This is a genomic window from Segatella salivae DSM 15606, assembly GCF_000185845.1.
Classification (GTDB): Bacteria; Bacteroidota; Bacteroidia; order Bacteroidales; family Bacteroidaceae; genus Prevotella; species Prevotella salivae.
On the sequence record NZ_GL629647.1, the window covers coordinates 2540239 to 2566269 of the forward strand.

General features: G+C 41.6%; 24 protein-coding genes, 1 pseudogene and 1 riboswitch. Of the genes and pseudogenes, 15 read left to right on the forward strand and 10 right to left on the reverse strand.

Going from position 1 to position 26031, the window contains the following annotated elements; all coding sequences use genetic code 11:
- Both HMPREF9420_RS10000 and HMPREF9420_RS10005 read left to right on the forward strand, forming a co-directional pair.
- Window positions 1–208: type B 50S ribosomal protein L31 (locus HMPREF9420_RS10000; RefSeq protein WP_007135545.1), on the forward strand; the 208-nt coding region annotated here is incomplete at its 5' end.
- 97 nt (window positions 209–305) lie between these two features.
- On the forward strand, window positions 306–1256 hold the full coding sequence (locus HMPREF9420_RS10005) for a DNA/RNA non-specific endonuclease (protein ID WP_007135546.1): 951 nt from the start codon (window positions 306–308) through the stop codon (window positions 1254–1256).
- 366 nt (window positions 1257–1622) lie between these two features.
- Here HMPREF9420_RS10005 and HMPREF9420_RS10010 read toward each other — a convergent pair whose 3' ends face one another.
- Window positions 1623–2987, reverse strand: coding sequence for a TrpB-like pyridoxal phosphate-dependent enzyme (locus HMPREF9420_RS10010; protein WP_007135547.1), 1365 nt, complete (start codon window positions 2985–2987; stop codon window positions 1623–1625).
- Window positions 2988–3097: 110 nt separating this feature from the next.
- Here HMPREF9420_RS10010 and HMPREF9420_RS10015 point away from each other — a divergent pair, with 110 nt between their 5' ends.
- On the forward strand, window positions 3098–4510 hold the full coding sequence (locus HMPREF9420_RS10015) for a sodium:solute symporter (protein ID WP_007135548.1): 1413 nt from the start codon (window positions 3098–3100) through the stop codon (window positions 4508–4510).
- A gap of 131 nt (window positions 4511–4641) precedes the next feature.
- Here the strand turns inward: HMPREF9420_RS10015 and trxB are convergent, their stop codons facing one another.
- Both trxB and HMPREF9420_RS10025 read right to left on the reverse strand, forming a co-directional pair.
- Window positions 4642–5580 carry a thioredoxin-disulfide reductase gene (gene trxB, locus HMPREF9420_RS10020; RefSeq protein WP_007135549.1) on the reverse strand — a complete coding sequence of 313 codons (939 nt, stop codon included), beginning with the start codon at window positions 5578–5580 and terminating at the stop codon, window positions 4642–4644.
- 163 nt (window positions 5581–5743) lie between these two features.
- A complete protein-coding gene (locus HMPREF9420_RS10025; protein WP_007135550.1) occupies window positions 5744–6298 on the reverse strand; it encodes a glutathione peroxidase in 555 nt (184 codons plus the stop codon).
- A gap of 359 nt (window positions 6299–6657) precedes the next feature.
- Between HMPREF9420_RS10025 and HMPREF9420_RS10030 the strand changes: the two genes are divergently transcribed.
- The 4 genes from HMPREF9420_RS10030 (at window position 6658) to HMPREF9420_RS10045 (ending at window position 9786) form a co-directional block, all read left to right on the forward strand.
- A complete protein-coding gene (locus HMPREF9420_RS10030) occupies window positions 6658–7197 on the forward strand; it encodes a lipocalin-like domain-containing protein (RefSeq protein WP_007135551.1) in 540 nt (179 codons plus the stop codon).
- 37 nt (window positions 7198–7234) lie between these two features.
- The gene (locus HMPREF9420_RS10035; protein ID WP_007135552.1) at window positions 7235–7873 is read left to right on the forward strand and encodes a hypothetical protein; all 639 of its coding nucleotides are present in this window, start codon (window positions 7235–7237) and stop codon (window positions 7871–7873) included.
- A 1021-nt stretch (window positions 7874–8894) separates the two neighbouring features.
- Entirely contained in the window at window positions 8895–9365 is a 471-nt protein-coding gene (gene greA / locus HMPREF9420_RS10040; protein ID WP_007135553.1) for a transcription elongation factor GreA, read from the forward strand.
- 28 nt (window positions 9366–9393) lie between these two features.
- Window positions 9394–9786, forward strand: coding sequence for an HIT family protein (locus tag HMPREF9420_RS10045; protein ID WP_007135554.1), 393 nt, complete (start codon window positions 9394–9396; stop codon window positions 9784–9786).
- 150 nt (window positions 9787–9936) lie between these two features.
- Here the strand turns inward: HMPREF9420_RS10045 and mutY are convergent, their stop codons facing one another.
- Window positions 9937–10968, reverse strand: a complete 1032-nt coding sequence (mutY, locus tag HMPREF9420_RS10050; RefSeq protein WP_044079226.1) for an A/G-specific adenine glycosylase — start codon at window positions 10966–10968, stop codon at window positions 9937–9939.
- Between the two features lie 104 nt (window positions 10969–11072).
- On the opposite strand from mutY, the gene HMPREF9420_RS10055 reads away from it, so the two are divergent.
- Complete coding sequence (locus HMPREF9420_RS10055; RefSeq protein ID WP_007135556.1) at window positions 11073–13268, forward strand: helix-turn-helix domain-containing protein; 2196 nt, start codon at window positions 11073–11075, stop codon at window positions 13266–13268.
- 127 nt (window positions 13269–13395) lie between these two features.
- Complete coding sequence (locus HMPREF9420_RS10060; RefSeq protein ID WP_007135557.1) at window positions 13396–13797, forward strand: hypothetical protein; 402 nt, start codon at window positions 13396–13398, stop codon at window positions 13795–13797.
- Window position 13798: 1 nt separating this feature from the next.
- On the opposite strand, the gene dacB is transcribed toward HMPREF9420_RS10060, so the two are convergent.
- The 4 genes from dacB to HMPREF9420_RS10080 all read right to left on the reverse strand — a co-directional run bounded on the left by dacB (window position 13799) and on the right by HMPREF9420_RS10080 (window position 18152).
- Window positions 13799–15061 (reverse strand): D-alanyl-D-alanine carboxypeptidase/D-alanyl-D-alanine endopeptidase, encoded by a 1263-nt coding sequence (gene dacB / locus HMPREF9420_RS10065; protein ID WP_007135558.1) that lies wholly within the window; start codon window positions 15059–15061, stop codon window positions 13799–13801.
- The gene (locus HMPREF9420_RS10070) at window positions 15058–15447 is read right to left on the reverse strand and encodes a PH domain-containing protein (RefSeq protein ID WP_007135559.1); all 390 of its coding nucleotides are present in this window, start codon (window positions 15445–15447) and stop codon (window positions 15058–15060) included. The genes dacB and HMPREF9420_RS10070 overlap by 4 nt, the downstream gene beginning before the upstream one ends.
- 221 nt (window positions 15448–15668) lie before the next feature.
- Window positions 15669–17129, reverse strand: a complete 1461-nt coding sequence (locus tag HMPREF9420_RS10075) for an aminoacyl-histidine dipeptidase (RefSeq protein ID WP_007135560.1) — start codon at window positions 17127–17129, stop codon at window positions 15669–15671.
- A 33-nt stretch (window positions 17130–17162) separates the two neighbouring features.
- On the reverse strand, window positions 17163–18152 hold the full coding sequence (locus tag HMPREF9420_RS10080; protein WP_007135561.1) for a lysylphosphatidylglycerol synthase transmembrane domain-containing protein: 990 nt from the start codon (window positions 18150–18152) through the stop codon (window positions 17163–17165).
- 617 nt (window positions 18153–18769) lie between these two features.
- Window positions 18770–18866, forward strand: a riboswitch (purine riboswitch).
- Window positions 18867–18881: 15 nt separating this feature from the next.
- On the opposite strand from HMPREF9420_RS10080, the gene HMPREF9420_RS10085 reads away from it, so the two are divergent.
- The 6 genes and pseudogenes from HMPREF9420_RS10085 (at window position 18882) to HMPREF9420_RS10110 (ending at window position 23988) form a co-directional block, all read left to right on the forward strand.
- Window positions 18882–20231, forward strand: a complete 1350-nt coding sequence (locus tag HMPREF9420_RS10085) for an MATE family efflux transporter (RefSeq protein WP_007135562.1) — start codon at window positions 18882–18884, stop codon at window positions 20229–20231.
- Window positions 20232–20581: 350 nt separating this feature from the next.
- A pseudogene (rsmA, locus tag HMPREF9420_RS10090) lies at window positions 20582–21377 on the forward strand (16S rRNA (adenine(1518)-N(6)/adenine(1519)-N(6))-dimethyltransferase RsmA).
- Window positions 21374–21850, forward strand: a complete 477-nt coding sequence (locus HMPREF9420_RS10095; protein ID WP_007135565.1) for a GAF domain-containing protein — start codon at window positions 21374–21376, stop codon at window positions 21848–21850. Before rsmA ends, HMPREF9420_RS10095 begins: the two are co-directional and overlap by 4 nt.
- 45 nt (window positions 21851–21895) lie before the next feature.
- A complete protein-coding gene (gene frr / locus HMPREF9420_RS10100) occupies window positions 21896–22456 on the forward strand; it encodes a ribosome recycling factor (protein ID WP_007135566.1) in 561 nt (186 codons plus the stop codon).
- A gap of 8 nt (window positions 22457–22464) precedes the next feature.
- Window positions 22465–23397, forward strand: coding sequence for a ribosome small subunit-dependent GTPase A (gene rsgA, locus HMPREF9420_RS10105; protein WP_007135567.1), 933 nt, complete (start codon window positions 22465–22467; stop codon window positions 23395–23397).
- Window positions 23398–23484: 87 nt separating this feature from the next.
- On the forward strand, window positions 23485–23988 hold the full coding sequence (locus tag HMPREF9420_RS10110; protein ID WP_007135568.1) for an STM3941 family protein: 504 nt from the start codon (window positions 23485–23487) through the stop codon (window positions 23986–23988).
- A 752-nt stretch (window positions 23989–24740) separates the two neighbouring features.
- On the opposite strand, the gene HMPREF9420_RS10115 is transcribed toward HMPREF9420_RS10110, so the two are convergent.
- Together HMPREF9420_RS10115 and HMPREF9420_RS10120 are read right to left on the reverse strand one after the other, a co-directional pair.
- Complete coding sequence (locus tag HMPREF9420_RS10115) at window positions 24741–25289, reverse strand: hypothetical protein (RefSeq protein WP_007135569.1); 549 nt, start codon at window positions 25287–25289, stop codon at window positions 24741–24743.
- Window positions 25290–25291: 2 nt separating this feature from the next.
- Window positions 25292–26031 (reverse strand): S24 family peptidase (locus HMPREF9420_RS10120; protein WP_007135570.1); only part of this gene is annotated, 740 nt, incomplete at its 5' end.

The following is a 26031-nucleotide window of genomic DNA, read 5'->3' on the forward strand; positions in this document are numbered from 1 at the left end:
CAAAGATATGTCCAACGGCGATATGTTCCTTACAAAATCTACTGCGAAAACAAATGATACTGTAGAGTTTGAAGGCGAGACTTACCCAGTAGTTAAGATTGAAATCTCAAGCACTTCTCACCCATTTTATACAGGTAAGAGCAAGCTTGTTGATACTGCAGGTCGCGTTGACCGCTTCATGAACCGCTACGGTAAGTTGAAGAAGTAAATATATCCTTTTCAAAGTATATATTCAAATTGAGAGTGCGTTCAAACGTAGTTGCATATACGTTTGAACGCATTTTTTTGCACAAAAAACTAATATAATGAGATTGTATCGTTCTTTTTTTCTTCTCTTTTCAGTTGTTTTTGCTTTTACTTCGTGTGGAACTGATCATGAAAATGACATCAATAATGGTGGTGGAAAGGCATCCGAAGTAAACGAAAACCGCAATGTTCTCACTATTGGAAGGCCTGCAGAAGTCACTCGTTTGGAGTTTCCTAAGCTGAAAGGAGGTACGAGTGAAGTTATTGTTCATAGTACTTCGGCTTATGGAATGACCTATGCTTTGGAGTGGGATCATGCCAAAAGGTCGCAGCGTTGGAGTTGTTATGAGATAACAAGCGCCAATAACAAGAAAGGCTGGAACCGCAAACAATGGAATAATACGAAGTGGGGAGGCGACCCATTTCAGGTAGATCCGAAGATTCCTGCTAACGAACAATCGCCTGTTAGAGGGGAGTTTAGTGGTAGCCACTATCCTGGTTATTCCAATAGTTACTTCGATCGGGGTCACATTTGCGCTTCAGAAGACCGCATATATGCCAAAGAAGCCAACGAACAAACATTCTATATGTCAAATATGCAGCCTCAGGTTCATGTGTTTAATGCTGGTATTTGGCAGAAGATGGAAGCCTGCATACAAAACAATGCCAATCGTGGTGAGGTGGTTTATGTATGTAAAGGTGGAACGATTGATAAAGATTCACAAATTCTTATCCATACAAAGAGTGGCTTCATTGTGCCTCGTTATTTCTTCATGGCAGTGCTAATGAAAGATGAAAAAGGTTATCATGCGTTTGGTTTTTGGGTAGAACATCTCTATGAAAACCATTCAAGTGACCGGCTTTCTCAGTATGTTGTCAACATCGATGAACTGGAAAGGTTAACAGGAATCGACTTCTTCTGTAATCTACCTGACGAGCTTGAGCACAAGGTTGAACACGAAAGTGTGCAAGAAGTGCGTTCTTATTTCCGCTCATGGGGAATTAACTAAGACATAAAGCTTGCGCATTCATTTTTCAAGGTTTGTCGAATGAGTGTGCACTTTGTTTATACTTGTAACAGCATGTGTCTCAGATGGTTAAGTGAATGACGGCAAAAGAGAGATAAAAGCCTAAGGATTCGCAATGTAAAATGAGGCAGATGAGCGCATGAAATGACGCAGTTTAGTGCATGAAATGGCACAAATGACAGCATGAAATGACGCAGATAGCATTTGATAATGCTACAAAGAATAAAATAAAAGCCGTTTTCAGTCTTTATAACTTGCTGAAAACGGCTTTTCTGTTGCTATCTTATTGATTTATAAAGTGCTTTTATCTTGCCCTCCTTCTTTATAATTTTATTGCATGAAGTGAGGTTATGCTTGCTTTGGAACATGCTTCAAGTTCTCCTCAATCTCCTCATCACTCAAGCTGTAATTATGCAAATCACCATTGATATAGCTATTATAGCTTGGCATATCTATAAGTCCGTGTCCGCTCAAACAGAACAAAATGACGGGCGACTTGCCTTCTTCTTTGGCCTTGTTTGCTTCGCGTATGGTCGCCGCTATAGCGTGACAACTCTCTGGAGCGGGTATAATGCCCTCGGTTTGTGCAAAGAGTAAGCCCGCTTTGAACGACTCTAATTGCGGAATATCGACGCCATGCATGTAACCATCTTTAATGAGTTGAGAGACGATTACACCCGCTCCATGGTACCGAAGTCCGCCTGCATGGATGTTAGCGGGCTTGAAATCATGACCTAAAGTGTACATAGGAAGTAGGGGAGTATAGCCTGCTTCATCTCCAAAATCGTATTCAAACTTGCCACGAGTAAGCTTAGGACAGCTCTCAGGTTCAGCCGCAATAAACTCTGTTTCCTTGTGAGTTCCATCGAAGATATGACGCATAAAAGGGAATGCAATGCCTCCAAAGTTACTGCCACCACCAAAGCATGCGATAACCTTATCAGGGTATTCACCCGCCATTTGCATTTGTTTCTCGGCCTCAAGTCCAATGACTGTCTGGTGTAATCCGACATGATTCATCACCGAACCCAACGTATATTTGCACCCCGGTGTAGTCGTTGCAAGTTCTATTGCCTCAGAGATTGCGCTGCCTAATGAGCCTGGATCGTTTGCATTTCGCGTGATAAGGTCTTTCCCTGCGCGTGTAGACATCGAGGGAGAACCCTCAACTGTGGCACCAAACGTACGCATAAGCATAGAGCGATATGGCTTTTGTTGTAACGTGATCTTCACCTGATATACGGCCGCTTCGAGTCCATATAGCTTGGCAGCATAGCTTAATGCCGTGCCCCATTGACCCGCTCCAGTCTCTGTTGTGACGTTAGTGTCGCCCTCCTTTTTACAGTAATAACACTGCGGAATGGCTGAGTTTATCTTGTGAGAACCTAAGGGATTCGTGCTCTCATTCTTGAAATAGATGTGTGCAGTGGTGCCCAATGCCTGCTCAAGTGCGTAAGCTCGCACTAAAGGGGTAGCTCTATAATACGAATATTTCTCTCTAACCTCGTCGGGAATAGGTATCCATGGATTCACTGTATCAAGCTCTTGACGTGAACATTCCTTGCTAAAGATGTGGCTAAGGTCGTCAACTGTGAGTGGTTTTCGCGTCTGAGGATTCAGTGGCGGCATAGGTTTGGTGGGCATATCTGCCTGAATATTATACCAATGTTTAGGAATATCATGTTCCTGTAAGATAAATTTCTTCTGTTTCATAAATTCATTTTATATGATGAGTCGTCTCATATCGTTTTGTCATACAAAGGTAATAAAAAGAAACTTTTAGCGTAATTAAATAATGATTTTTTATTAATTTTGCAGTCATTATGGTTATAATCGTTACAATTTTAGCTTATTTTTGTATACTACTTGTGTTTAGTAGGTTTACAAGTAGACGTGCAACAAACAGTACTTTCTATCGCGCTGACCGCCGTTCGCCTTGGTATATGGTGGCTTTTGGTATGATAGGTGCATCGATTTCGGGGATTACATTTGTCAGTGTGCCTGGAATGGCGGTTAAAACCGATATGACCTATTTGCAGATGTGTTTTGGTTTTATCTTTGGTTACTTGATAGTGGCGTTCGTGTTACTGCCTGTTTACTTTCGATTGAATCTCACAACAATCTATACTTACCTGCAAACTCGGCTTGGACGGCGGGCATATAAGACCGGTTCTTCATTCTTTTTGTTGTCTAAACTCATTGGAGCGGCCGTGCGTTTCTATGTGGTTTGCATCATTCTTCAACGTTTCGTTCTCGACCAATTAGGCATCCCTTTCCTTGTGACGGTAGTCTTTATGGTTGGTCTGATATGGCTATATACACGCAAAGGAGGCATAAAAACGCTCGTATGGACAGACTCTTTTCAAACCCTTTGCATGTTTTTAGCGTTGATTTTAATTATCTTTCATGTCATGACAGCCCTCCATCTGAACCTTAATCAGGCGGTAACGGCGATAGCAAATGATAGTCATAGTCGTGTGTTTATATGGCAAGACTGGGCATCAAAGCAAAACTTTTGGAAGATGTTTTTAAGCGGAATATTCATTGTTATCGTAATGACGGGCTTGGATCAAGATATGATGCAGAAGAATCTTACGTGCAAATCGCTGCGTGAAGCGCAAAAAGATATGTGTTCTTATGGCTTAGCTTTCGTGCCGGCTAACCTGCTTTTTCTGTCTCTTGGCATTCTTTTGATGATGCTTTCCCATAGAGAAGGCATTGCAATTCCATGTGCAACCGATGACCTTTTACCTATGTTTGCTGCCACAGGAAGCCTTGGTTCACTCGTCATAGTGTTGTTTACTATAGGCATTGTTGCAGCCAGTTTTTCGAGTGCAGACAGTGCAATGACGGCCTTAACCACTACATGGTGTGTCGACATTATGGAGAAAAAAGACGATGAAAAACTTCGAAAGCGCACACATCTTGGCTTTGCTTTGCTTTTTGTAGTATTCATTTTGGCATTCAAAGCCCTCAATTCTACAAGTGTGATTGATGCCATTTATATCATTTGTTCCTACACTTATGGTCCGCTTCTCGGATTGTTTACCTTCGGACTTTTTACGCGTTGGCAGGTGAAAGACCGCTATGTGCCTTATATAGCAATGATAAGCCCAGTCATTTGCTTTGCTATCGAGACGATAACAAGACAAACAACCGGGTATGAATTCGGTTATGAGTTGTTGATGGTCAATGGACTTTTGACCTTCGTCGGACTCTACCTCTGTCGCAAGTAGTTTCTAAGTGTGTTTCAATTAGATACAAAACACGCCATGAAATGACGCAAATCATGCGACAATTTGACGCAAATTACATCGTAATTCGATGCACTTTGCGCCGTAATCTGCCTCAAACCGCGTTGTGAGTTCTATTCACCCAGCTCGCTTAAATAGGCTTGTGCATCCAAGGCGGCCTTTGCTCCAGTGCCTGCTGCGATAATCGCTTGCTGATAATGAGGGTCACATACATCACCGGCTGCAAACACTCCTTCGATATTTGTGGCTTGCGTTTGGCCCTCAATCTTAATGAATCCTTGTTCATCAAGCGCGATACTGTCTTTGAAAATGGCTGTTTGTGGCTTATGACCAATGGCAAGGAAGAATCCATCTATGGTCAAATCATACTGCCGTTCGTCACTTTCGCCTTTACGATATACCACATGTGCGCCCTCAACTCCATTGTCTCCATAGAGTCCAAGTGTATTGGTTTCATAGAGGATTTCAATGTTTTCAGCAGCTTCTACGCGGCGTTTCATGGCTTCAGAAGCACGCAAATAGGGCTTGCGTACTATCATATAAACCTTTGAACAGAGTCCCGATAGGTAGTGAGCTTCCTCACATGCCGTGTCACCTCCACCTACAACAGCGACCACTTTCTTGCGATAGAAGAAACCATCACACGTTGCACATGCGCTGACTCCTTGCCCCATATACTTCTGTTCGTCTGGAAGTCCAAGGAATTTTGCCGTTGCTCCTGTCGCAATAATAACGCTATCGGCAGCTATTTCCTCGTTCCGATCGGTCGTAAACACATAGGGTTTTTGAGAGAAATCGGCTTTAATGATCTCGCCATCTCGCATGTCAACACCAAATCGTTTGGCTTGTTCTCGAAGCTCAATCATCATCTGATTGCCGTCAACGCCATTGGGATAACCTGGGAAATTGTCTACAATTGTGGTCTGAGTAAGCTGTCCTCCCGCCTGCATTCCACAGTATTCTACGGGTTGAAGATTAGCTCTTCCAGCATAGATTGCTGCAGTATATCCAGCAGGTCCACTTCCAATAATTAAGCATTTTATATGTTCCATATGCTGTTCTCGTACTAATTATAATGTAAAATTACTCTTTGTATAACGTAATGTTACTCTTTATATAATGTGAAATTATTCTTTTTATAACGTAATGTTACTTCTTCTATAATGTAATCTTACTCTTTTTATAATGTAAAGTTACTTTTTATATCATGTAAAATTACTCTTTCAACAGTGCTTCTATCTCTGCTTTGATGTGCTCAAAGTCCTCCGTTGGTTCGAAACGAGCAACAACTTGTCCCTTCTTATTAATGAGAAACTTCGTAAAGTTCCATTTAATCTCGGGACTATCCTTGTAGTTTGGGTCTGCTTCTGAAAGCATTTTATCCAATATTGGGTATATAGGATGGCTCTCATTCCAGCCTGCAAAGCCCTTCTGTTCCTTTAGAAACTTGTACAAAGGTTCGGCATCTTCGCCGTTAACTTTAATCTTTTTAAAGCGTGGAAAGGCTGTATTGTAGTTGAGTTTACAGAATTGATGTATGCTCTCATCAGTGCCGGGAGCTTGTTGTCCGAATTGATTGCAAGGGAAATCTAATACTTCAAAGCCCTTAGAATGATAGTCTTCATAAAGCTTTTCAAGTTCTTCGTACTGCGGAGTAAAGCCACATTTCGTTGCTGTATTTACGATAAGAAGTACTTCATTGGCATATTCTTTCAGTGAAACATCGGCACCTTTTCTGTCTTTTACAGAAAAATCATAAACTGTTTTCATTTTAATTTTATTATTTATTGATACAAATTATAATCTAATATCTCGCATACGACAAATAATGTGCCACTTTTTTATATTGTCATTTCTGTCATACACGCTTTCACAAAGATAGTGATTATAATCGAATATCAATCAGACGGCGTTCAATGTTAACTCAATTTTAGATTCGAAGTGCGTTTCTTCGTCTCTTTTCTGCCACCTTGTCATTAGCTTTTTAGCGTCATTCAGCGCGTTTCTCCCAATCAAAGAGGGAAATCCCTACTATGGAATATGGAAATTATATTTTAAGGTTCATAAAATCATTCTACTTTTGTATCAGTGAAATTAAAATGAAGTGTAATCATTAAACTCATGTTATTATGAAACGATTTACGACAATATTCTCCGTGGTTCTTATTACAATGCTTTCTGTTGCCTTGGTTTCTTGTGACGAAGATGCCGAAGTTGCTGCCACCTTAAACGGCACATGGCAGGGCAATGTCTATGTATCTTCGCGATATAATGACCGTGAATATAAAGCATCGGAAAGCAAAGTGCAATTCAATAGCGGTTATAACTCGGGCGATGGCTATTGGGTTGACTACTACAGTAATGCTCCTTATGACTATCAAGCGAGTCACATCACGTGGCAAGTAAGGAATTCTAATATCTATATTCACTTCATAGAAGAGAATACTGACATAGTAATCTATAATTATAGTCTTAGCGATGACCGTCTGTCGGGATATATTCGAACGAACACTGGCAAAGATTTGACCATCACACTTTACCATACTTATTCGCCAAACTGGAACGATTATAATTACAACAACTATTATTCTGATGGCTATTATGGCTATGCCAAGAGTCGCAGTGCAGTCAAATCAGAAAGCCGTCCACAACGAATATTCGCTGAATAAAAGATAAATCATTTGTTTATTAAAATAGAATTAGGATATGAAAAAGCTCACTAAAATCTTATTTTTGCTGTTGATAGCATCTGTTTCCATAGCATTATCAAGCTGTAGTTCAGGCTCAACATACTATGAAGACAATCAAGACTGGTGGTCGAATAATTCAGATGGCAATACAGATAGCGATGTACAATACCTCAAAAACTTAGCCAACACCCTGCGAGGACACTGGGAAGGCGCGATGAGATATGAGTATAATGACGGCAACGGACAACGCGCCATCGCACAATTTAACGCACAATTAGAGTTCGATCAATATGATGCAACGGGACTGAAAGGCCGTGGTCGTGAGATAGATACAGCCACTTCAAATGGTAATACGCAATCACAAACCCTCTATTTTACATGGAAAATCGATAAGACTACAAACGATATCTATGTCACTTATGATGGTTCTAAGAAGAAATATCGCATCACTTTGCTCGATAAAACAAGTAACATGCAGAGCTATCTTGATGCAAACCGCTTTGAAGGTACTATGATAGGAGTGAATAACAACGAGTTTATCGACTTCAAACTTGCCCGTTATAGTTATGCAAAATCTAATGATATCGTCTTCAGTCGTGCCTCACAAACACGCGCAGCCGGCATCAAAATAGAGAATAAAATCGTTAAGAGATAGACTTCAAATGGGCGGAATGGTGTGCCAACGACATGCCTTTCGCGCCCTGTCTTACCTGAGATGTTATCGTTGATTGCACAAGATTAAAGGATGATGAAAATACAATCAACGTGTGAGCGCAAGCAAACTACAAACTTAGCCATAATATATTGAAACTTGCTTTCAATCATTCGCCCGCACAAAATGCGGGCGTTTTTTGTGTATTTATATAAAGAAGGTGTGCAAGATAAAAGCACTCTGTGAATCAATAAGATAGAACCAACAAAGCCGTTTTCAGCAAGTTGTAAGGACTGAAAACGGCCTTTATTTTATGCTTTGTAGCATTGCCTGCCGCAATCTGCGTCATTTCACGCTATCATTTGCGTCACTTTATGCGCTAATCTGCGTTATTTCGTGCACTAATCTGCCTCATTTTACCTCGCTTTAGAGAACACCTTTCCCAACTCCTCCAAAGAAGGGGCGGGCTAAGTTGTGTGGAGGTAGGGAGTGAGGGGGGATGAGGCTGTGGGACAACGATTGCTAATGATGAAACAAATTGAGGCTTATTGTTTGTGATTTAGCTTTATTTCTCTTCACAATACAAATGATTTCCGCTTAAAACGACTTTTGAAAGTTCTCGTGCGTGCAGTTTTTCGGCGTTACAAACTGGCTAAAAACAAAAAGGGGCTCCGCTGAGTCCCAATCTTTATTAACCTTAAATCTAATACTATGAAAAACACATTGCAAAGTTACTCCATTTAACTAATCTTGTCAAGTCTATTATCTATAAAAGTAATTTATAATAGTTTTAATTGATTTATGTCAACTTTGTGTACGCAAACAAACCCATTTGAACTTGCCGTTTTACGCAAAAGATATTTAAAAACTTGTTTTATTCAGATTTAATCTCTATCTTTGCAGCAGATAAAACACAAAGAGTAGAAAGAGGATTTGGAATTCCGACAGAGACAATATGTCGGAATTCTTATCTTATTGTTTACTCTTACAGCGTTCAATTTATATTAAACAAACAAGAAAGATTATGGCTTACATGTCACAAGAAGGCTACGACAAACTTGTAGCAGAGCTCAAACGGCTCGAATCAATAGAGCGTCCTAAGGCATCAGCCGCAATTGCTGAGGCCCGAGATAAAGGCGATTTAAGTGAGAATTCAGAGTATGATGCGGCCAAAGAAGCCCAAGCTCATCTTGAAAGTAAAATCAATAAGATGAAGCTTGACATTGCCGAAGCAAAGATAGTTGACGTGTCTCGTTTAAGCGCGGATGCCGTTCAGATTATGTCAAAGGTAGAGATGACGAACATGTCTAATAAGTCTAAGATGGTATATACTATTGTAAGTGAAAGTGAAGCCAATCTAAAGCAGGGCAAAATCAGTATCAAGACGCCTATTGCTCAAGGCTTGTTGAATCATAAAGTTGGTGATGTTGTTGAGGTACAGATACCGCGTGGCATCATCAAACTACGCATAGATAAGATTAGTATTGAGGCTTAAGCTTTGCAATAACATAAAGATTACCGCAATGAGTACGATATTTTCAAAGATTGCTGCAGGCGAAATACCCAGCTATAAGTGTGCAGAGAGCGACAAGTTTTATGCGTTTCTCGACATTGATCCAGTCACAAAGGGACATACTTTGGTTATTCCACGTCGTGAAGTAGACTATATCTTCGACATGGATGACGATGAATTGGCTGAGTTTCAGGTGTTCGCTAAGCGCGTAGCCAAGGCAATCAAGGCTGCCTTTCCATGTAAAAAGGTGGCTGAAGTAGTGCTTGGTTTGGAGGTAAATCATGCGCATATACATCTTCTTCCCATGAATAGTGAGGCCGATGTAGACTTCAAACATCATGTGAAACTAAGCGAAGAAGAATTTAAGGAAATAGCGGAGAAGATTCGGAATGAGTTTAAGTAGGAAACATATCTTTGCTTGTCTAAGAGTGGAGAAGGCTAACTGACAAGTTAAGGATACTGAATTTCTGAAACGAATTAATTTAGTTGACGATAAGGAAGGCGTTACTTTACACGATGTAGAGCAGCGCTTTTCTGTTTTCTTTGTAGGCTTTCATGGTCTGATTCCTTCTCTTTGAAGGGGTTGAGCAAGGCTTATCAGCTTCTCCATCAGCCTTGGTATGCCATAGTTTTCGATGTCTTTTTCATCTATCCAGATAAAATCTGTGGGCAAAGCAGGCTTTTCTTTTGGAGAGAGGAGATGGAAGTCGGCAAGTAGAATGCGGTGAGTGAGCACATGTTTCACCCCTTTTTGCAGTAGAACGGCAGCTTTCCGGAGTCGTGGAGTGAGATGTTCGGACTCGGGAACTGTCCATAACCCTTGCCATATATCACCGCTTCCACGTTTATGAATGGCTGTTTTCCCATTCCACCTTATATAATATAGGGAGAGGTTTCGCGTCAGCACCTTTAGTGTTTTTAGTTTAACGGGCAGTTGATCAACCTTGTTTTCGCGCCTCGCAACACACGTTTCAGCCAATGGACACCTTGTACATTGCGGAGCTTTTGGGGTACATAGCGTTGCACCGAAGTCCATAACAGCTTGGTTATAGTCAGCCGCTGCACCCTCAGGAAGGTGCTCTTGGGCCAAAGCGGCAAAGAGTTTAACTCCCTCGGGAGTGTTCATTGGCGTGTCAATACCAAAGTAACGCGCCAGCACTCGATAGAAGTTGCCGTCAACTGCAGCCACTTGAAGGCCAAAAGCGAAGCTTCCGATGGCAGCAGCAGTATAGTCTCCCACGCCCTTTAGACGCTTAATGTCGGATAAAGTGTTGGGAAACTGACCTAAAGTAACAATCTGTTGTGCCGCCTGATAAAGGTTTCGGGCGCGCGAATAATAGCCCAATCCTTGCCACATACGCATCACTTCGTCTTCAGTTGCAGCCGCAAGATCTTCTACATGCGGCCATTTCTCCATGAAACGCAACCAATATGATGTGCCCTGGGCTATGCGCGTTTGTTGTAAAATGACTTCACTAAGCCAGATTGCATAGGGATCTTGCGTGGTGCGCCATGGTAAATGACGTCCATGTTTGCTATACCACGTGAGTAAAGTTGATGTGAAAAGCGATGGAATTGGCTTCATATTCATGCAAAGTTACTACTTTTTTCAGATAAAATCAGTATCTTTGTGAGATAAATCCCCTTGGATTTCGTAGTGAAAGAAAGTTTGAATTGTCACGGAATATCATGCAGACGAATATAGAATTAGAGCAAGCTTGGGAGTTTGTTGAACATACAGGGACGAGTATTTTCCTAACGGGTAAGGCCGGAACGGGTAAGACTACATTCCTTAAAAGCGTAGTAGAGAAGAGTCAAAAGCGCTTGGTTGTGGTTGCGCCTACAGGCGTTGCAGCCATCAATGCACGTGGAGTGACCATTCATTCTTTCTTTCAATTGCCGTTCTCTCCCTACATTCCGAACACTATAGTCAAAGGAGAGTATGGCGTATCTAAGGAGAAACGCAACATCATTAGAACGCTTGACCTGCTTATTATCGATGAGATTAGTATGGTAAGGAGTGACCTTTTGGATGCCATTGATGCCGTGTTGCGTCGCTTTAAGAATCCAATGAAGCCGTTTGGAGGCGTACAACTGTTGATGATGGGTGACCTTCAACAACTCACTCCCGTAGTAACTGAGGAGGATTCTAACATGTTGCGACCTTATTATTCGACGCCATACTTCTTCGGAAGTCATGCACTTTCGGAGATACCTTATGTCACAATAGAACTCAAACACGTTTATCGTCAGCAGGATAATGACTTTCTTGAGCTCTTGAATCATGTGCGTTTAGGGTGTACAACTGCTGCAGATCTGGAGCTGTTGAACGGCAGATATCAACCTGATTTCCATCCAAAGACCGACCAAGGTTACATCAGATTGACGACTCATAACGCTATGGCTGACCACTATAATGATAGCCAACTTGAGCAGCTTTCATCTACTTCACATAACTTTAAGGCTGAAATTAAAGGAACATTTCCTGAATATAGTTACCCAACGAGTGAGGTTTTAACGCTCAAAGAGGGTGCACAGGTAATGTTTGTAAAGAACGATTCGTCTCCACTTCGACAGTATTATAATGGTAGAATCGGTCAAGTGAAGCGTATAGATGATGAGAATATCATCGTACATTGCCCCGAAGATAACTTTGATATCACAGTAACGATGCAGGAATGGGAGAATACTCGTTATGTGATTAATAAGGAAACAAAGGAAATAGAGCCTGAAATCCAAGGTGTGTTTCGGCAGTATCCATTGCGTTTAGCGTGGGCAATTACAATCCATAAGAGCCAGGGTTTGACCTTCGAACGAGCCATAATAGACGCTGGTTTGTCGTTCTCCTCGGGCCAAGTTTATGTGGCTTTAAGCCGTTGTAAGACGCTAAATGGCCTCGTACTTGCCTCTCGTATCGATGAGAAAGCAATCATAAATGATCAAAGAGTGAAGGAGTATATCTCACGACAAGAGGCAGAAGCGCGTCGTAGTATAGGGCTTTTAGAGCTTTATAAGCAGGACTATTATAAGCAATTACTGATGGAACTCTTCACATTTACAGACATTTTGCGGGCTGAAGAGGCGCTTTGTCGGGCGGCGATAGAATGGCTTCACGCTTATCCTAAACTCACTTTATTGCATAAGGCCACATTAAAGAGTATGCAACAACAAGTCGGAAGTGTTGCAATGAAGTGGCTTTCAGTCATCAATCAATCTAATTTCGACCAACTGAATGAGGTCGAATTCTTGGATAGAGTGAAGCGAAGTGCGGGCTATTTTAATGCAACGTTGAACACCTATTTACGCCCTTTGTTAGATCAAACGACTGATATCAAGGTGGAAAATAAGCATGGTGCTGAGCGATTGCAAGTCACTTTTGACGATCTTCAGTTAGCTTTCTTGACAAAACACTACTTACTTGATGAGGTTTATAAACGAGGTTTCAAGGCCGAACGCTATCTGAATCTTCGGCAAACAGTCTTTCTTGATGCGCTTGATGAGGTTGCTCCACGAGGCAATCAGACACGGCGCAGGCGTAAATCAAAGGCAGAAGAGCCTACTCCTAAACCCAAACGGGAAGATACAAAGCTTGTTTCGCGCTGTATGTTTGATGCAGGTAAGACGGTGGGGGATATTGCTGTAGCACGTAGTTTGACTGTTTCAACGATTGAAAATCATTTGGCTTACTATGTAGAACAAGGGGAATTGGAGGCTATTGACATTATAGGAGCAGAAAGATATAAGGTGGTTAATGCCGCCATTACTATGCTTGGGACGAGTGCCGACATGAAAACCATTAAGGAAAAGTGCTCGAATGATATCACATATGGCGACATAAAAGTCGTTATTGCAGAGAAAAACAGGCAGGCTTCTAAGGGTAAATAAGTCTTGAAATGAATGTTTTGATACAGCGACCGAGAGCAAAAGGCGAACTTTTCTAAATCATTTTAGCTTGCTTTCTCTGTGTTGTTATGGAATAAAATCATTATTTTTTGCTAAATTTGCAAGTGATATGAAGAAGATTTTTCTATTTGTTTTATGCATCGTTGCTGTCATGTTGACGTCTACTTCATGCCGATTTGCACGTGTAGATAACCCAGGTGACACTGTTGCAGCTATCGAATTTGACCCAACTATCGGTCAAAAGGTTCATCGTTCTCATACATCTCAAGATTCAACCGCAATGCAATCAGCAGTTGATAGCACGGACATTTACTTCATTGGAGGAGGCAGTTCACGGCAACTTCTGCAATTAATTTCTTATCCAAGTAAGCGTGATACCGTTACTTTTTCTAAGGCTCGGCACATCAAAGTAAAGGGAAGTGCCGACTTTGGACGTGTCGTTCGCATTGGATTCTATCGTCTTCCGTCAGGCGATTCGATTGTAAAGACCGTTGAAGAAATAAAGCTTTAAATCAGTTTGGAGCACAAAGCGCGTTGCAAACTCTATCTTGAAAGGCTCTGCCATTACGTCCGTGCATCACTCCTTGGTTAATAATTGCAAAGCAAAGTGTGTGTCCATTGGCCGCTTGGCAATAGCCGGCGAGACTACTTATGCCTGTAACCGTTCCAGTCTTTGCCTTTACATTGTCGCGTGTAAAGGTCCCTTTCATTCGCTTTTTCAGTGTTCCGTCAACGCCAGCAATTGGTAATGCCGGCATCAAATGATGGCGTATGTTATCATTTTTGTAGGCATAACGGAGCATTTTCACCTCTAATTCTGCACTAACATAATTGTAAAGGGAGAGTCCCGAGCCATCGGCGAACTTATATCTTGAGGCATCCAAGCCAATCTTATCTACCAAACGGCGTTCTACATTGCGTGCACTCTTCGCGGAAGCTGGGTGGTTTCCCGTACTCGCGGCTATCTGATAATACATCGCTTCGGCATAAAGGTTGTTGCTTTCCTTTAGCATTCGCATCAAGATTTGGTCTATAGTATGAAACCGATTGACGATACAAAAGGCATCAATTGGTTTGCGTTTCTCGTCTATTGTGGCATCAACATAGACGCCATGTGACGTGAGTGCATCAAGGAAACGGGCCATAAAGATGTCCTTTCCCCCTACAAGTAGCGGTGTCAATACAGGGTTTTTGTCATCCCAACACCATCCTTCTCCGTATTGTTTTGTGTCTTTCATGCTCAAATCTGCATAGAGATGGCCTTGTATAGTGTCTACTCCCATCTTGCGAATAGCTTCTACAAAGGCGTTAAGATCATCGGTATTGAAGCGTGGATCAAAGCCTCCTACACAATAAATATCACCAATCAGTTTGTTGTTTTCAATCTTTCCAGTGTAACAAAGCTCTGTTCTGAACTGGTAATCTCCACCTAATTGGTCTATTGCAGTGATAGCCGTGATGAGCTTCATTGTACTTGCTGGTCGCATCAGCTGACGTTCGTTGTACGCAAAAATGGTACTATCAGCGTCAAGATCATATACCATCAATCCCAATTGTGAAGTCTTTAGAAGGTCACTTTCAAGTAAGTTTGTTAACTTATGCTGTACATTTTGCGGCCAAGGTCGAATGATAGTGTCGTTCAAAAGCGGACTAATCATGGCCGAATCTGCCACATCACTCTCATCATTATCCTCTATTGTTTCGTTCTCTATCTGTGAAAATGCAGGCAAAGCAAGCATAGATAGCAAGAGAAATAGATATTTTATGTAGTTCATTGTCTTGTTTTTAGTTCGGCCAAAAAAGCCTTAGTGTCATCAGGTTGCAAGCTGATGAGGCGGTTAGGTCCATACTTTACGAGCAGATATTGGCTTGCTCCAAAGGCTGTTTGCAGTGGAGTTATCTGAACGATATCGGCTATTCGGATGATGCGTTGACGGGAGAGGCGACCTCGTTCAATACATAACACCTCATTGCCTGCGTCATCCTGCATAAAGGTATAGGTCGTATGAAGCACTCGTTCAACCATTAAGACAACGAGAACTGCCGTCACAAAGCCCGAGAAAGCCTGCAAATGCCAAAAACACCAAAGTGAAAATAGCGTGAATGATGCTACTGCACATTTGGCAACGGGCGTTATCTTGTGATGAAAAATGCGATTCATTGCGTTAAAAAAAGCCTATACGCGTGCAAAATTAATAAAAAGAACAGAGACAAAAGTCAGTTAGCTTGTGTTTTAGATAAATTTGTTATCCATTGCAATTTGTTAGTATTCATGGCATCGTTGGCTTGGGATGTAAACGAAAGGAGACATATCCTACCTCCCTATATATAATAAGGTGGCAAAATATGTCTCTTTATTTATGTTACGCTTAAATAGCGTTCTTACTTCACAGGCACTTCAATGAGCACTTGCTTCAATAGTTTCCAGAAGGGTTCTATGGTCGAAACTTGACAACGTTCGTTTGTAGTGTGCGGACTACGGATAGTTGGTCCGAGGCTCACTACATCCATTCCTGGATATTTTCCCAAGATAATTGAGCACTCAAGTCCGGCATGGTCTACCTGAACTACAGCCTCTTCACCATTCTGTTCCTTATAGATTTTCTTCAACAAATGCAGGATTTCACTATCTGGATTGGGGTCCCAGCCACCATAACTACCAGCTGTTTCCACCTTCATTCCTGCCATGTTGAAACAGCTTTCGAGGGTTTTTACGATATAATCTTTCATGTCTTCACGTGACGAACGCGCAAGAATCTTGAAGGCAGCCTTGCCATTTTCGATGTTAATGATAGCCAAGTTGCTTGATGTTTCGACTACATCGGGGTAGGAAGGAATCATTCTTATCACGCCATTATGACATGCATAGATGGCATCAATGAGGTTATCTTGAATCTCAACTGGTACTTCAAGTTTCGGAGTTTCAATCTCTTCAGCAAAGAACTCAATACTATTTTCGATGTTCTTATATTCATCTTCAAAGTCCGTTTTCCACTCGTCAACCAGTTCTTTCACTGCTTCCACGTTCTCTTTTGGCATTGTCAACACCACTTCTGCCTTGAAAGGAATCGCATTTCTCATGTTTCCTCCGTTCCAAGTTACTAAGCGGGCTTCACATGTTTCGATAGCTTCGCGGACAAAACGCACCATGAGTTTGTTAGCGTTTCCACGTCCTTCGTGAATCTCTAAGCCTGAATGTCCGCCGCGAAGTCCCTTTAATGTCACCTTCAAAGCAGCGTCTTCTGGGTCTGTTTCCACCTCTTTGTAGTCGAGAGTTGCTGTGATATCAACACCTCCTGCGCTACCAATGACAAACTTACTCCATGTTTCTGAGTCGAGGTTTAGCAAGATATCGCCATGCAATTCGCCTTCAGGAAGGTCGTTGGCACCATACATTCCAGTCTCTTCATCGGCTGTGATGAGGGCTTCAACTGGCCCATGTTGAAGGTCGGTTGCCTCCATAATAGCCATGATTGCAGCCACACCCATGCCGTCATCTGCACCAAGTGTTGTTCCTTTTGCCCTCACCCAACCTTCTTCATCAATATAGGTTTCGATGGGATCTGTTTCAAAATTATGGTTGCTTTCAGGCGATTTCTGTGGCACCATGTCCATATGTGCCTGCAAAAGTACGGTCTTTCGGTTTTCCATTCCTGGCGTTGCAGCCTTTCGCATGACTACGTTGTTGCCCTCATCTATAAAGCCTTCAACGCCAACGCGCTTTGCGAAATCGAGTAAAAACTGCTGAACTTTCTCCAAATGTCCTGATGGACGTGGCACCTTTGTTAATGCATCGAAGTTTCGCCAGATGCAAGTTGGCTGTAGATTTGCAATTTCATTCATAATATAATGATTTAAATGATTGGATAATCAGTGTTAAGTTGTGGCACGACGCTTAGTGAATGCCAACGCAATCCAAGCGTAAAGACCAAGTAAAATGACGAGGAATGTCTGCACAGTATGCACGATAAGGACGAAGTAAAGCGCATCCGTTTCGCCAACACCATATAGGATTAACATTGTCTTTACAGCGAAATGCCAAGGTCCTGCGCCGTTAGGTGTGGGCACGATTACAGCGATACTACCGACTATAAACGTTACCAATGCGCAAGAAAGTGATAGGGATGAGGTAGCTGAAAAGCAGAAGAATGTGAGATAATAGTGTAGAAAATAGCTCACCCATATAGCCAAAGTATAGAACAAAAAGAGTGGAATGTTGCGCACATCTTTTAGTGAACTAACCCCTTGCCAGATGCCTTTCAGTGTGCCTTTTACCTTGTTTATGAAGCTCAATCGACGCAGAAGATAGTATAACAGCACAAAAACTGCAATGCCACACAAGGCTGTTACCAACCAGCCGGTAAGCGAAAAACTCATAAAAAGCGTATCAATGCGCGTACCTGTCTTGGCGAAGAAGCGTGTGAAAATAGGTATTTGGGAGAGAAAAGTGAGGAGGGCTATGAGCAAAACCAACAGAGAATCAATGGCGCGTTCAGTCACTACGGTTCCTATGGCCTTGGGAAACGAAATGCCATCATAGTGTTTTAACACGCCACATCGTGCGAATTCACCCATTCGAGGCACTACAAGACTGACAGCATAAGATAGGAATATGGAGTTAACGGCAGTCGAATTGCGTGGTGTTTCCCCAATAGGTTCGAGCGTCTGTCGCCATCTCCAACCGCGAAAAGCCTGTGCCAAGAGGCCGAAAGGAAATGATAAGAGCATCCATATCCAGTTCATTTTGTGGAACAAAACGTCGCTGATGCTGTGGAAATCGAAGCCCCGATACATCCAATAAAGAATGGCGCCACTGAGCAATAGCGGCAAAACAATCTTGACAAATTTAGCTGATATCTTTTTCACTTTATTGTTTTAATGTTACAAATTTATACAAAATCACTTAAACTATGGCAAGATAAACGATGTTTAACGAAATTAAATAAACCGCAATTCTTAATTTCTTGTGTGACGATATAAATGGTGTAATTTTCTTAACAATTAGCCTTCGAGAAATGGGGCAATTGAAAACAAAAGGTCTGTTGGCTGTAAATAGGCGAGTTTTACGTGAGGTTTGTAAAATGCTGAGAATGAAAGCGTTGTATGAATAAAGGCTAAATGTAGCCTAAAATGACATGAGCAAATGGGCTTGTTTGACGCAAATGGCATGGTGATGAGCATCAAAAAGGGTTGTAAAATGATGGAGAATGTTGCATGATTCGGTACAAAACGGGTTGTAAAATGACTTAAACAGCGAAAAAATGGGAGGTAAATCGTGCACTTATGTCAAGCAATGGAGTTTATTTCTGTATTGGAATCGTGTTTCTTTTTCTATTTCATCATGATTTAAAGCGACTTTTTTTAGCAGTATTTCTTTACAACTTCAGTTTGTAGTTTGGTGTTTACGGTTTGTTATGGACGTTTGTTTTAATCTTTAGTTTGTGGGAAATCTTCATTCATTCTCTTGCATTTTTCTGTTTTTTTCCTTACCTTTGCCACGCTGTTATATAGGTCTGTAATGGGTCAGACGTTTCTACCGGTTACCGTAAATACCCGTCTATAGCAGCTATTTATAATGTAGAAACAAATAAACACATGTTAGATTATCTCAAAAAGTATACTGCACAGTATCCTTATTTGGTGCGTATTGGCGTGCCTATAACTATTGGTCAGCTCGGTGTTATTGTGCTTGGGTTTGCTGATACATTAATGATTGGTCACCATTCTCTACAAGAATTGGCTGCGGCGAGCTTCGTAACAAACATGTTTACGCTTGCTTTGCTCTTCGGACTTGGCTTTTCTTATGGGTTGACGCCTATCATTGGGAAACTCTATGGGCAGGGAAAGAAGGGCGAAATTGGGGTTGCTTTGAAGGTGGGTTTAGCCTCGGGAGCCGTTCTTGCGTTAGTGTTGATGTTGGCGATGGGCTTACTTTATCTCAACATTGGCCGTCTTGGACAGCCTGAAGAGTTGCTTTCGCTGATGCGACCCTACTTCGTTGTGAACTTTGTTTCCATTCCTTTCGTCGTACTTTTCAATACAATGAAGCAGTTTTATGACGGCAAAACAGAGACCATAGTGCCTATGATGGTGATGATAATCGGTAATGTTCTCAACATCATTGGTAATTACTTACTCATCTATGGCAAGCTTGGTTTGCCCGAATGGGGCTTGTTTGGTGCAGGCGTTTCAACGTTTTTGTCGCGCATTTTCATGTCATTTGTGCTTGTCATCTTATTCTTTCGGCGTCGCTATTCGGCCTATCGTAAGGGCTTGTTTGAAGCAAAAGTCAGCAGGAAAGACTTTATTTACCAAAACAAACAGGGGTGGCCTTTAGCCTTACAAATGGGGATGGAGACCGCCGCTTTTAGTCTTTCGAGTGTCATGGTGGGTTGGATTGGAACGGTTTCTCTGGCTACCCATCAGGTGATGTTAACCATAAGTCAACTTGGTTACATGTTATATTATGGTATGGCGGCAGCCGTTGCGATTCGTGTTAGCTATTATCATGGTCAGAAAGATTATGCAAATTGCAACACAACCGCACGTGCAGGCATGCAGTTAATCCTATTGATGGCCGTTGTCGTTAGTATTCCGATATTTTGTTTTCGCAATGTAATTGGCGGCTTGTTCACCGACTCTCAGGAAGTTATTAGCATGGTTTCATTGACGATTATCCCATTTATCATCTATCAGTTTGGCGATGGTATGCAGGCCAACTATGCCAATGCCTTGCGTGGTTTGTCGAATGTTAAGCCGTTGATGCTTGTAGCTTTCTTGGCCTATTTCGTTATAACACTGCCTTTGGGCTATGTATTTGGCATTGTGTTCAATGGTGGTTTGGTTGGCATTTGGAGCGCTTTCCCCTTTGGTTTAACGGTAGCTGGGGTGTTATATCGGTTGTATTTCCAGAAAACACTACGCAAAGAAGAACGTTTGATGTAGGTCAATAAAACACAAGAAAATAGTAGTTATTGTGTGATTTGTTTGCGTACACATCAAAATCATATTACCTTTGCATCGTGAAAATTAAAGGATAACAATTAAAAGAAAGGTAAAGATTATGGTAACATTAATGTCATTTGCCGTTGTTGCAGTAATGGTTGCACAGGCAATTAACTTAAGCGGTAAGCTTCGCTAATAGCGAAGACCGCTCATTGAAAAGCAAATTATTAGATTAGATATTATAAAATGGCACATTGGAGCATGCTCTGATGTGCTATTTTTTTATGCTTTTATTTTGAAGGTTGAGGCTTATTGTTTAATTTTGTAGCCTATAACACATCCTATATTGCATGAAATTAGTAAGAGCAAAGAAGCATCTTGGACAGCATTTCCTTACAGATTTGAACATCGCTAAACGCATAGCAGACACTGTTGACGCTTGTCCTGCGATACCAATCCTTGAGATTGGTCCTGGAATGGGCGTGCTAACACAATACTTAGTGACGAAGAATCGAGGTGAAAGCGGTCGAAATAGACCGCGAATCAGTGGCATTTCTGCATGAGAAATACCCTGAATTAAGAGATAATATCATAGGAGAGGACTTCCTACGCATGGACCTTTGCAAGGTGTTTTCACATGAACCCTTCGTGTTAACTGGCAATTATCCCTATGACATTTCATCGCAAATATTCTTCAAAATGCTTGATAACAAAGACTTGATTCCATGTTGTACGGGCATGATTCAACGTGAAGTGGCCCTCCGAATGGCTGCCGGCCCCGGCTCAAAAGCCTATGGTATACTCTCCGTCTTAGTGCAAGCGTGGTATGATGTGGAATATCTCTTTACGGTAGATGAGTCTGTTTTCAACCCACCTCCTAAGGTAAAGAGCGCTGTTATCCGTATGATGCGTAACCAAGTGAATGAACTTGGTTGTGATGAAAGACTCTTTAAGCGATTGGTTAAGACTGTTTTTAACCAGCGAAGAAAGATGCTTCGTGTAAGCATTAAACAGATGTTTTCAAAAGAACAGCCTGCAAGTGCGGAGTTCTTTACGTTAGAAATGATGACGAAACGGCCAGAACAACTCAGTGTTCAGCAGTTTGTTGAATTGACAAACCTTGTAGAAAAGGAGCTGAATCGATGACTTCGAGTGAGAAAACACAGGCTTATGAGACGCTTTGTAAACAGATAGCGCAACTCATTTTGGGCGAAAAGAACGTGACAAGTGTACTTGCTAATGTTGCGTCTGCACTTCATTTTGCCTTTCCCGAACGCTTCTTTTGGACAGGTTTTTATTTAGTTCATGGAGAAGAATTACAGCTTGGACCATTCCAAGGCACTGTAGCGTGCATGCACATTGGGCTTGGTCGTGGGGTGTGTGGAACGGCTTGGGCGGAAAACCGCACACTGATTGTCGACGATGTTGAGGCATTTCCGGGGCACATCGCATGCTCTTCATTGTCTCGTTCAGAAATCGTTGTGCCGCTTCATCAGTCGAACGGCAACGTCTGGGGCGTCATTGATATTGATAGCAAGATGCTTTCGGCCTTTGATTCTGTTGATGCTTACTATCTCGAAAAGCTTGAAAATATTTTAAGAAAAAGGTTGGAAGAATGAAAATTAATATCTAATTTTGTCGAATAGAAACCAAAACAATTAAATATGATAGATGTAAAAGCAACATTAAGTGACGCGCAAGAGCGCATGGAAATGGCCGCAATGTACCTTGCTGACGAGCTAACTCATATACGAGCAGGCCGTGCTAACACTGCAATTCTTGACGGAGTGAAGGTTGACTCCTATGGAAGTAAGGTGCCATTAAACCAAGTAGCCAACATTTCTACACCCGATGCACGTACTATTGCCATTCGTCCTTGGGACAAAAAAGCCATTAAGGACATTGAGAAAGCTATCATGGATAGTGGTGTTGGCATTACTCCTGAGAACAATGGAGAGGTGATTCGTCTTGGAATTCCACAGCCAACAGAAGAGCGTCGCAAGGAACTTGTGAAGCAATGTAACAAGATTGGTGAGCGAACTAAAGTCGAAGTGCGCAATGTTCGCGGTGAAGTGAAAGACAAACTCAAAAAGGCGATCAAGGAAGGACTATCAGAAGATCTTGAGAAAGATGCCGAAAACGACCTTCAAAAGGTACATGATAAGTTCATAAAGAGAATAGATGACCTCCTCAATGAAAAGCAAAAGGAGATTATGACCGTATAGTTTGCACATTGAAAGGCTTAGTAATAAAGAACACTGGCAGCTGGTATTCCGTCAAAACTGATACAGGAAAGGTTGTCGAATGTAAGATTAAGGGCAATTTCCGCCTTAAAGGTATCCGCAGTACTAACCCAGTTGCTGTTGGAGATAATGTGGAAATAGCCCTTAATTCAGAGGGAACGGCGTTCATTACTCACATAGAAGAGCGTCGTAATTACATTATACGTAAATCGCAAAACCTTAGTAAACAAAGCCATATTCTTGCCGCAAATGTCGATGAAGCGTTTCTAATTGTGACAGTAAACTACCCTCAAACCAGTACAACCTTTATCGATCGGTTCCTTGCTTCGGCTGAAGCTTATAGCGTACCTGTGGTACTTGTGTTCAATAAATGTGATATTTTATCGGATGACGAGCGTCATTACCAGCAGTCGATGATTCATCTTTATGAGACGATTGGCTATGAATGTCGTGAGGTTTCGGCTGCTACTGGCGAGGGAGTCGATGGACTTCATGCGCTATTGAAAGGCAAAATAACGCTCTTAAGCGGTAATAGTGGCGTGGGAAAAAGCACACTTATCAACAAAATCTTACCCGAAGCAAACCTCAGAACGGCTGAAATCAGCGACGCACACAATACAGGTATGCACACAACGACATTCAGTGAGATGCTCGAATTGCCTGAAGGTGGCTATATTATTGACACTCCCGGTATCAAAGGTTTTGGCACTTTTAACATGGAACCCGAAGAACTTACAAGCTATTTCCCTGAGATTTTCCACTTCTCTAAAGGCTGTAAGTTCAGTAATTGCACGCATACTCATGAGCCAGGTTGTGCCGTATTGAAGGCTATAGACGACCATTATATCGCCCAAAGTCGTTATCAAAGTTATCTAAATATGCTTGAAGATAAAGACGAAAACAAGTATCGTGAGGCCTATTGAAAGCCAAGGCTCGGGCTGTTCTATAGCCACTTATCTTTCAAGAAATTGCAACATATTCTGTTTAATCCAATAAAATATCATTAAATCATGCGGTTGTTCCTGCGTAGAATAGTTATTTATGTCATACTTGTTGCTTTCATCACCATCGGCATCTGGCTGATTTCAGATGTTCAAGTGCATGAAAGATATGGTGCGATACTGCCCATTTGCATTGGCATTCTTACGCTTTTGTTCTTCGGCTTGGGTGGTTTGGTGATGCTTTATCGGAATATTCGTTCGCTTTTTACCCACGAACAATATCTTCAATTCACGGATAAGGCCTTGGTAATAGCAGGAGATAAGGTGGCATGGAACGACATACAAGGCTTTCAACTGTTGAAGATCAGCGGTTCGGATATCATCGCTGTAGTCCTGAAATCTCCCGAGACGGTTATCAATCGCTGTCAGAAACCGTGGAAACGGTGGCTGATGAAGGTGAACTATAAGTATTTCGGAATGGTTTATTCGATAGCAGTGATCAACACAAACTTTACGAAAGACGAGCTGTTTGAATATTGTTGCCGTGAGTTAGACTGGCATTCTATGACGTAATCTAACAGCGTTTCTTCTCTCTTTTCAATGCTTTTCCCAAGCAATGTGCATAAAAGTATTTAGCAATTTATTATTATTTTTTTCAAAAATCATCTTTACTTTTGAGCATTTTTTACGTCATTTATGGGGCACAGAACGAAGCGTATAGGATGATGGAGGGTCGAAAAGTTGGTAAAGTCGTTAGTTTATAAAGAGTTATGCGTAGTTTGACGGTTGAGGCTCCACAAAACGAAACGTTTACATTGGTTTAATTTTGGTTTACATCGAGGGGCTTTTCGTTTACATGAGGCTGGCGAAAGGTTTACATACATAGGGCTGCACGTTTACGCGTGTGGCCTTTTTTGTTGCTGTGCGTGGAAACCCTTTATACACGGGCATTTAGAGCGTACATGGGCTTTATATGCGCCCAAAATAGAATCGTGTAGGAATGGTATTAGAACGGCCTTAAAACACAGTTTGAGGGGGAGGGATGAAAGCGGGTAAAAATGGTGATTTTTGAGGGGTGGGGTTACTGGTGGGGTTACAAAGTGGGGTTACATTTTTGAAAAAGTGGGGTTACAAAACTCTTGCCAAGCCCCCCCCTGTGGGGAGGTAGCAACAATCCAAAAGGGGGGGGATTGATATAAGAAACTGACACTTTGCGGACAACTTTTGAAAGCTCATTTTTAGCGTAACCTACTATATATACAGGGGTTTGCCGTTATTAACGGGTATGTATTGGGGTGTTTGGGGAGGGGGGCACCCTAATATGGTCAGTCGTTAGACAACATGGGAGGCATCGGTATATACTGATAGCCCTCTTCGTCTTTTGCCTTTATACCTACACATCTTGTTACCTGCTTGTCAAAAAAGAAATAAGCAGTATCTGTTATAAGTTGCCCTTGATTTTTTCTCTTAATGATAACGGATTTCATAACCATAGTTTTGTCAAACTTAAAATGAGTGCGTGCTGTTATTAACGAATCCTCAAGGTGTCGTATCAAAGCAATTTTATCATTGACTTCTTGTAGTTCAGGCTTAATGTTTGTAACACCTGCCCATGGTTTTAAGAATTGCAGTTTCTCACTTACTTCCCCCTTAAGGTGGTCGATTGACCGTCTCATGTTTACACCTTTTGATGTCTCATCAAAGGTCAAACTTGCAGGTGTGAGTGAATCCATTTTTATTATTTCAACTTCTTCACCAGCTTTTTGCATAGCCTTGAAGCCTTTTTCCACAAGGTTATTAGCGGTTTCATTTTTGGTCTTTTGGCAAGATGACAACGCCATAATGAGAAAGAAAATAAAATAATATTTTTTCATAATTAAAAGAATTTGCTGATGCTACCTATAACTTCAAATACATTTATGATACGGTTTACTTCAAACTCCTGCTCGTCGAAATTGGGGTTTATTGGAACATATCGAAGAAATTTTTTAGAAGACCCACGACGAATAATCTTAATTGTGCGAATTGTGTCAAGTACTACGGCATACATCTCACCGTATTGAATATCGTCAATAGTGCATGGACGCAGAGCTATAATGTCACCGTGGCTGATCTGTGGCTCCATAGAATGTCCGGTAACATTACACCAAAGATGTGCCCGGTCAAAACCAGGCACAATAATATTGTGGTCTGGCAATGATACTTGTGAGTTATAAATCTCACTGAATCCTCCGAGGAAATCGACATCATAATAAGGTTGCCCCACTTTGGGATCATAACTGACTACTGGGGTAGAGACATCTTCTGTTTCCTCCTCTTTAAGCATATTACCTTTACCTGTGAGAAGCCATTCGTGGTTAACATCGGGGGCATAAGCGAGAAATCTTGATATATTTTCTTCGCTTATCCCATTATTTTGCCCTAAGATACCTCTTGTTGTGCCTGATTCTTTGTAATAGACATAATCAGACACTCCCTTTTTTGCTAAATAAAGCGAGATATTTTGCTTTATAAGCGATTTTTCTTGTTTATTTTCTTGCATAATCGAAATATCTTGTTTATCTTTGCAGCGTGTTCCATTTGGAAATGCGGCCAAATATACGAAAAAAGGCCGAG